At 50.5% G+C, this 7,131-nt stretch carries 5 protein-coding genes and 1 pseudogene; 3 read left to right on the top strand and 3 right to left on the bottom strand.

The features are described 5' to 3' along the window. Positions 1-70 precede the first annotated feature (70 nt). Positions 71-184: pseudogene (locus KDX37_RS28505) on the bottom strand (thymidylate synthase); the annotation flags it as partial. 305 nt (positions 185-489) lie between these two features. Between KDX37_RS28505 and KDX37_RS28500 the strand changes: the two are divergent. Then, on the top strand, positions 490-1,548 hold the full coding sequence (locus KDX37_RS28500; protein WP_231656538.1) for a hypothetical protein: 1,059 nt from the start codon (positions 490-492) through the stop codon (positions 1,546-1,548). Between the two features lie 280 nt (positions 1,549-1,828). Beyond that, on the top strand, positions 1,829-3,514 hold the full coding sequence (locus KDX37_RS28495) for an AAA family ATPase (protein WP_231656537.1): 1,686 nt from the start codon (positions 1,829-1,831) through the stop codon (positions 3,512-3,514). Between the two features lie 69 nt (positions 3,515-3,583). Here the strand turns inward: KDX37_RS28495 and KDX37_RS28490 are convergent, their stop codons facing one another. Next, the gene (locus tag KDX37_RS28490; RefSeq protein WP_231656536.1) at positions 3,584-4,450 is read right to left on the bottom strand and encodes a DNA adenine methylase; all 867 of its coding nucleotides are present in this window, start codon (positions 4,448-4,450) and stop codon (positions 3,584-3,586) included. A 67-nt stretch (positions 4,451-4,517) separates the two neighbouring features. Further along, the gene (locus KDX37_RS28485) at positions 4,518-6,050 is read right to left on the bottom strand and encodes a ParB/Srx family N-terminal domain-containing protein (protein WP_231656535.1); all 1,533 of its coding nucleotides are present in this window, start codon (positions 6,048-6,050) and stop codon (positions 4,518-4,520) included. Positions 6,051-6,631: 581 nt separating this feature from the next. Here KDX37_RS28485 and KDX37_RS28480 point away from each other — a divergent pair. Continuing rightward, positions 6,632-7,084 carry a hypothetical protein gene (locus tag KDX37_RS28480; protein ID WP_231656534.1) on the top strand — a complete coding sequence of 151 codons (453 nt, stop codon included), beginning with the start codon at positions 6,632-6,634 and terminating at the stop codon, positions 7,082-7,084. The last annotated feature ends 47 nt before the right edge of the window (positions 7,085-7,131 follow it).

The raw sequence follows: 7,131 nt of genomic DNA, 5'->3' as shown, positions 1-7,131 counted from the left end.
TGGTTCGTCGGCAGCGGCAGATGTGTATAAGATCCAGGGGCGTGGGCGTGGCGTGGGCGTGGGCGTGGGCGTGGGCGTGGGCGTCGCCTATGAAATAGGTGAACCAGCGCGGCGTATAGCCGGTCAGGCGACCGATAAGGCTTAGCAAAGCAGCGCCTTCAGTCAGATTGAACGGCGTGCCCAGCAGTCTCGTCCCCCCACTTACCTGCACATTACGATGACTTGTAACGCCTTCCAAGCAACTTGGAATATGTGCATTATAGCGTTTGCACATTACCTGCGCAACCCCTAATACTGGATAAACCACCAGTTTTTTTAAAGTCCCGCCCAAATCTCCCTTTCTCCTGAAGCCCCCGAAATACGAGGCCTGTAACCAAGAAATTGACTCATCCTGGCAATGTGCTATCCATGAGGTCGGGGGAATCTATCTCCCTAGGATCAGCTTCAGCGCTTCCGCAGGCGCTAAGACGCAAACAGCAGGGAGAATCGATGCGCCTAGATCAGATGCCATACTACTCAATGCCCACCTTGGCCGTCCTTCCATTCCGGCAATTCGGCATCGGATGGACGTGGCAGCTGCGTGCACTAAAGCTTTTTCCCGAGTCTCAGTTGTCCTGGAAGCGCTACTTCTACGATAACGGCAGTGGCCATGCGAGGGCGGCTGTTTTCAGCTCCTACGAGGAGGCCATGGAAACTGCCGACGAATTCAACAGGCGCACCAGTGAACTGGTAGTTCAGGCGGTATCGGATCCTGTGCTTCAGAGCTCGACGACCCTGAAAGTTGAGAAGGCCCTGACAGCAGCACGTCGCATCTACGCGGAAGAAGAGCTCATGGAGCGCGAAGCAATCAAGCGAAACGCCCATCTGCCCCGTCCCGCCATGCAGGAGCTAAAACTGCACAATACGATGGAAAGCTTGCGACAACCGCTCCACGAGGCGCTAGAGCGTGCGCCTTACCTAGAAATAGTTGCCATACCGAGATTCAACATGTGCCTTCGCCGCAACGAAGAACAGGCATGGGAACAGATCGGCGCATTGTCTCCAAAACGCTCCCAGATATGCCTGCGAGAGGTGACAGCCAAAGGGTTTGGTCTTTCGGGAGCCGACCACTGGGGAAGAACCAAAGCGCAGATACGCGCACTCCTACTACCCCGAGCCAATCAGCTGCTGCAGTTAGCGAGCGTCAAACAAATGCTCGCCGAGGCAAGGATGCGCGGCCAGAGGGTGCTGATCTGCGGTGGCTTCGTGTTCTGGTATGAGGACGATGGGGTACCAAGATGGGTGGTGAAAAACACGGGTGGCGAGTCCAGCAGCGATGAAGGAAACACCTTGTGGCACGAAGGAACGATCCTATCGAAAAACCATGGCAGGATCGTCGTGCTTCCCTATATCAAGGAGAACGGGGAGAAGGTTCAAGGTTACACGAAGAACGCACCGCACGATGGAAAAGCGCTGCCTCGGCATCCTGACCAGTACGTCACCCTCCCTTTCGAGATCCTGGATGGTGACCTTATGATCGGACTGTTTGGTGAGCTTCACTATGAGTAAAGAACCGAATAACCGGCCAGCTAGCATGGACATTTCCAGGGGCTACCCGAGCGTCCTGACATCCTCTTAAGCCGTGACCCCGTGACGCCATCCCGATCATAAGCTCCCAACCAGAAACTCACCTTGTGCGCCAGGCAGGCACGTATTTGTTCGGCTGACCACCATACTGTCTGAGCCATCTACAGAATCACGCAACAATATAGTGGCGCAACGGTGGCGCGCCATGTGTGAACCTTGGTACATTACATACACCTTTCTTCCAAAAAAATAGCGGTCACCTATGGATATCTTGCCGGCAGGGAACAGCAAAAAAACGCTGAAGCTTCTAGATAACAAACAAACAAAAATTAGTTCCATACTCGGCATATCCATTCAGCATTTCCGTTCAATAAAAGAGCAGTCAATTCAGCTTGGCAGTGTCATGACATTGCTCGCTGGAAGAAATGGAACAATGAAAACTTCTATGATGGGCCTGGTAGCCCAACTATTTGACAGTCAAGCCAAAGACGTTTTTGATCGACCATTGAAAACAACCTTGAGCGAAGTTTTTAAACTTTCGCCCAAGTATGACAATGAAAAATACCGCTACGATATAGTCCTAAAATTAGACGACGAGTCCATCATGCGGGAGCCAGTGAACTTTTATTACGTCGCCCAGGATACGAACCGACATCGTGTGGTGGTATCGGGCTCTGCAAAAGGAGACGGAACGTTTAACTACAATACCAGCTTCCTTAACCTGCAGCGGCTTTATCCACTCGCCGATACCGATGCAAAGGAGTCCTCCTCCCGAAAAGTGACTCTCTCAGCGACAGAGGCGGCTGGACTAAAGGACTTTTATGAAACAGTGTTTCCGAGCACCGAGTATGAAGACTTTACTCCTATCGTCGCCACGGCGAACAATAAGACGACAAAAACCACCTTCGGGCCAACTACCAGCAGCATTAAATATGACTGGTCAGCCATATCCTCAGGCGAGGATAACCTTGGCTCTATCTACAATAGACTGATCGGATTTGAGCGGTCGCTCCACGACTCAAAGAGCAAAGAAGGAAATGGCGTACTCTGCATCGATGAGTTCGAAAGCACTCTGCACCCTGTGGCGCAGCTGCGCCTGTTCGAATATCTCTATAAATGGGCGAAGCGGAATAAGATCCAAGTAGTCATTACAACACACTCCTTACACTTGATTTCCCATATCTATCTGACGCACCTGAAAGATCAAAAAAATGAGAATGTTGTCGTCAACTTTGTGAGCAGCTCAAGCGCTGATGACGGCAACTATCCAATCTTGCATAACCCACCATTCAGCGTCGCATACAAAGAGCTCACATTTGAAGACCCTATAGAAGCAGCTGCCGCGAGAAAGATCAAAGTCTTCTGTGAGGATAAGGTTGCAGTTCATTTCATAAAAAAAATTATCCGCACCCAAGAAGTCTTACGTGCCGTAGAGTTCCACTGCTCACTGGATCCTTCATCTGACAATCCCGGCACTTCTTTTACAGCCCTTGCTTCAGTATGCGCTAAGTTTCCGCTCCTACTGAAAGACTGTATTGTCGTGTTCGACGCCGACATCACAGACTCTGCTTTAAAGAAAATCAAACAGCCTGATCTATACTTAACCCTGCCCGACCCAAACAATGTCGCCCTTGAGCGAAGAATTATCGCCTTTATAATGACCCTTAAGAACTCCGACAAATTCTTCATAAAGTTCAAGACAGAACGGACTGTTTATCTAGACTCATTCAAAGCTTCTGGTATCACGCTCAAACCCGCCACAGTGCTTGACGAAAAACTCACAGACATTAAGAAATGCAAAGCTTGGGCAAACAAGCAAGGTGCTAAATTTAATCAGTATGTGACTTACTACTGCGAGCACCTTGAAGGGCGAGAAGAATTCAGGTCGAGCTTCATTGAGTCGATCAACAAGATAAATACGAGCCTGGGAGTACCCGAAGCATTCTAAGCCTAAAACGACGGCTGCATAGGCGGGTACAGAACCTGCCCACACCAGACCTTCTAAGACAGGTACCCGTCAGCCTACATCACGAGCAAACGCATTTGCAGGCGGAACAATAGACGGGCCATAAATCATAACCTCAGAACCTTTCTTCTTAAGCTGAGCGGTGTAGCTTAGAAAATATTCATCCTGCCGATAAGCGGAGTATATTTCCTTAATCTCAGGTACGTTGTCGTATGAAACAATCCATGGATGTTTTACAGCGCTGAGCGCACCAGCGATTTGAACGTGATCTTGGTGATTATAAAAATTTCTGTACAGACCCGAACCTTTCACATAGTAAGGCGGATCAAGATAGATCAGTGATTTCAAGGGAAGATTTGGTAGAACCCCTTCCAAAAAAAGATTAGCGTCCTTGTTGTAAACTTTAATTCTATTTTTAAACCTGCCAATCAGGTCTATGCGTCGGATCAAGTCAGCTTTGTTAAACCTAACGTCCAGTTTCCACTTCCCCGCTTGATCCTTACCGCCGATGACACCAGCCTTCAGTATTCCCGAACGATTGGTTCGATTAAGGAAAAAGGTAGCCATGGCTAATTCCAGGCTAGAGAACTCGTTAGGATTTATCATGACTTTCTTATATCGATGCCAGTTCTCCATACTTACATCAGTATCGGCGATTATCTTACAGAGTTCGTCCGTATGATTGACGGCAGCATCCCAAAACGCGTAAACAGCTGGATCGAAGTCATTGATATGAATCGTTGACGCGTACTCGTGGAAAAGCAGCTCTAGAGCTACGCCCGCTCCACCTGCGTAGGGCTCGGCATAGTGCCCATCAAGCAGATCGTTCGACTCGAATACCTGCTTGATGAAATGGCAAAATTTTCCCTTACCTCCTGGGTAACGCAAAGGGGTGGAAAAAATTTTTGATACGCCCATCTAAACAATACCTACCGGGTTGGCTTATGGCGCAAGGCCAGCGCCGACATATGAAATTTCAGCATGCTCAGTTCCAAATCGATTCAAGCAGAGGCCTGTATTCATCTGCAATGTCTTTGAGCTCGGACGGCACCGGAGCGCTGGCTGAGCTGTGAACAAAGAGGTTGAAATGGTCAACAGAGCCTACGGAGTCAAACGATGTAGCGCGTTTGAATATAGCTTTGGAAGCGGGAGTCGCCAGCCCACCGTTCGATTCGAGGTGCTTAGCAATAGACTGAATCTTCATTGAGAGCTTATCACCACCCATCCCGTCCTTGACAGGCCTTTGAGTGTCGATCCTCAACACAGGGTCGTTGAGCTGATTCTGTCGGAGGATGAAGTCATCACAGCTCACCTCCAAGAACACTCGAAACGTCACCGCCACAGCGTTAGGGCAATCGTCGACCACCAAAGTCTTTCGGAGGTCACGGTAAATGGCATTGATTCGATTGTTTGGGATATCAAGCGACCAGGGCACAAGAAACTTCCGAGCTCGCGATAGAGGTTTTGCGCGAATGCCCGGTTTTCCTGGAACCTCTGGTTGAGCTGGAGCCGGTGCACCTGAAACTCCACCCTCAGGATTTGGCGCCGCTGCGCCGCCGGGTGGTGATACAGGAAACTGAGGAAGGCCTGGAGACAAGCCCGCCCCTGGATCTGTAGGAACGAGTGGCCCGCTTGGAGACGGTGTGGCCCCTGCAGCAGGCGCCCTTAAGCTTCCACTGAAGAGCTTTTGAGGCAAGAGCTCTGGCGGTATATGGGTCACGAACCTCATGCGATTATCATCGCTACGGATATCGTTGACGTTGTACCCCTCGCTCACGAACATATCGAGAGCAAACTCGACCGAAGGCGCAATGAATTCCAGAGGAAGGAGCGGCGTAAGCTCTTTGTTTTCAACCCGAAGTTGGAACGTTTTCTGTGCCGGCGCGGAGGAAAACAAACGAGTTAAAGTGGTAACCGGAATCAGGTAGACGTCCGTGATTGATTTCGAGCTGAACACCTGAGGGTTATCTTTGACCAGATTTCTCACTTGTCGGCCAATCGATTCCACACCCGTTTGCCTCGCACGCCGCTCGTCTCGGATGTCGCTGTCCCAGCCAACACGGCCCACACCATTATTCTGACCGGTGTGTTTCAGCTCGATCCACATATCGCCTTCAGCACGTGAGTTCACGACACTGCACTGAAGCTCTTGGGGCAAGTCGAATCCAAGCTGGTTGTGTGCTGTCATGAAGCCCTTGAAGAGCTTTTCAACGGGGCACAAATCTGGCTTTTGCAACAGCTTTACAGCGGTAAGACGCCGATTGCCTTCGAGAACGATAAAACTCCCAGCACCATCTGGCGTGACTAATTGAAGCTCAGTTGGGTCGAACCCATTTTCCGCGATGTGCTGAGCAAGCTTTAACAGCTTCCTGGCATCTTCAGGGTCAGCCATGAGGAGATCAATCGCCTCCCGCTGGTTTTGCGCGACGTCGTTGCCGAACCGAACATTTTCCTGATCAAGCTTGATGAGATCGAGCGGGATGGATCTGATATCCCGGCTCATTTTGTCCATTTTCATTGACTCGTCCGTTCGGCTCGGTTGTTGGCTGGGGATCATACAGGCATAGCCACATAGCCACCATGCTAGGCGATTCAGCGTGCAAGCACAGCCGAGCATTTTGCAATTGTGTATTCTCCCCCAATTCAGTGCCAGGCCGCCCTCCACAAGTGGCCAAACAGGCAATCTTGCATAAGCAACTAACTGGCGGCCCTGGTGTAATTCGCCATAGAAGTCATTCAATAAACGAGAGAAATATGATCGATCATGGGGGTTACGCGTGGATGGCGTCCGTGGACAACCCAAGCACACGCCACTTTAGCGCTATAGGCCACAGCCTAGCAGCACGCCGGATCTGAGCCCTCTATCGCTCAAAGCGGCCCGCTGATCATATACAGCGCAACCAGTCTCTTGGCTAGCAACAAGCCAGCATGGGCGCCAGAGCATACGCCAAATTCTTCCTATATTGATGAGCTCAGGCGTCGGGCAAAGCACACACTTTTGTGACTGGGTCTACAGCGCTTCCCTCCTCTCAAGCAATGCACCTCCAGCAACGCTGATATGTTTCTAACTTCGAAGGATCACAAACAAGGAATAGCGTAATGAGCAGTACGAAAGACTCTATTTTCGAGATTGAACAGAAAGCATTTCTCGATTGGGCGGGAGATCGCCTGGATCACGATGAGTTAGATGAGGAATCGCAGGCGTATCAAGCACTCGCCCAAGAATACTCAGACATGATAGATGCCTACGATCAGGAAGCTGAGTACAGGTGGCTAGAACGGCAGTCTTTCCACGAGCAATACATCGAGTTCGGATCGGAGTTAAGAGGCGCCATCATGCTGCTCAGGCATAGCGAGCATGGCCCACATGCCCACATGACCTGCAAGCTTGTGTATGCACACTCCGTGACACTGCTGGAAACCATGATCAGCACATCAGTGCAGGCTCTTGTCCTCAGAGACAAGGCATTCCTACTCAACATCGCGAAGCAAATCGAGACTGGGGATTCCATGACCATCCGGACACCCATTCCACCGACATCCGGACACTGATTCCACGCTGATCCGGACACTCATTCCACAAGCATCCGGACACCGAT

The sequence above is a fragment of the Pseudomonas californiensis genome (assembly GCF_021147775.1).
Classification (GTDB): Bacteria; Pseudomonadota; Gammaproteobacteria; order Pseudomonadales; family Pseudomonadaceae; genus Aquipseudomonas; species Aquipseudomonas californiensis.
The sequence above is the reverse complement of the archived record's forward strand: the minus strand, read 5'-3'. Positions and strand labels throughout refer to the sequence as shown.